1 protein-coding gene is annotated in these 1,056 nt (G+C 60.9%); it reads left to right on the forward strand.

Annotation, left to right across the window (positions count from 1 at the left end):
* Window positions 1-96: 96 nt before the first annotated feature.
* Window positions 97-1,040 (forward strand): IS630 family transposase gene (locus QN224_RS33505; protein WP_283980168.1). Its coding sequence is split into 2 segments (ribosomal slippage): window positions 97-433 and window positions 433-1,040, totalling 945 coding nucleotides; the frame shifts between segments, so codons are not numbered across the junction.
* Window positions 1,041-1,056: the final 16 nt, after the last annotated feature.

A 1,056-nucleotide genomic window follows, 5' to 3' on the forward strand; every position in this document is an offset into this window, starting at 1 on the left:
CTAGAGCGCGTCCGATGAAAGCGGAATCGGCGTGAGGATTCCTTTTCAGAGCGTGCTGTGATTCCCTCCTCCTGTCTTTGATTTGTCGGAGGGAATATGGCCCGAGCATTGAGTGATGATCTTCGCCACCGGGTTCTGGCTGCGTCGTCTGGTGGGATGTCCGCGCGGTCGGCTGCAGCGCGGTTCGGGATCGGGATTTCGACGGCGATTGCCTGGATCGCGAGCGCCCGGCAGGGTCAGGTGAGCGCTGCCAAGCAGGGGCGACCTGGAGGTTCCCGTCTCGACGATCATGAGGCTTTCATCATCGGCATGATCGAGGTGTCGAAGGACATCACGCTGAACGAGATGGTTTTGCGTCTGGAAGAGGACCGATCCGTCTCTATCGGCCGCAGCACCCTCGACGTCTGGCTGCGCAAGCGCGGCTTCACATTCAAAAAAAGACCGCACATGCATTGGAGCAGGAGCGGCCAGACCTCCTGAAGCGGCGTCAGGACTGGTTCGATGCACAGCTTGATCTCGATCCAGCCCGCCTCGTCTTCATAGACGAGACGGGTCTTTCCACGAAGATGTCCCGGCTTCGCGGTCGCTCGCCGCGCGGAGAGCGTTGCCGATCGGGCGTTCCGCATGGTCATTGGAAAACTACGACGTTCACCGGGGCGCTCAGGCTCTCCGGCATGACCGCGCCGATGGTCCTTGACGGGGCGATGAATGGAGTGGCTTTCCGGGCCTATGTCGAGCAGGTTCTCGTGCCTACGCTCACGCCCGGCGACATCGTCGTCATGGACAACCTGCCGGCCCACAAGGCAGATGGCATCCGACAGGCCATAGAAACCGCCGGCTGCACGCTGCTCTATCTCCCGCCCTATAGCCCCGACTTCAACCCGATCGAAAACGCCTTCTCAAAGCTCAAGGCGCTTCTGCGGGCAAGGGCCGAACGCTCCGTCGACGCCCTCTGGAACACCGTTGGCGACATCGTCAAGCTCTTCGAGCCGCAAGAGTGTGCGAACTACTTCGCAGCAGCAGGATATGACCCGGATTAAAGTGGACGTGCTCTAG

This window comes from Sinorhizobium sp. 7-81, assembly GCF_030124405.1.
Taxonomy (GTDB): domain Bacteria; phylum Pseudomonadota; class Alphaproteobacteria; order Rhizobiales; family Rhizobiaceae; genus Sinorhizobium; species Sinorhizobium psoraleae.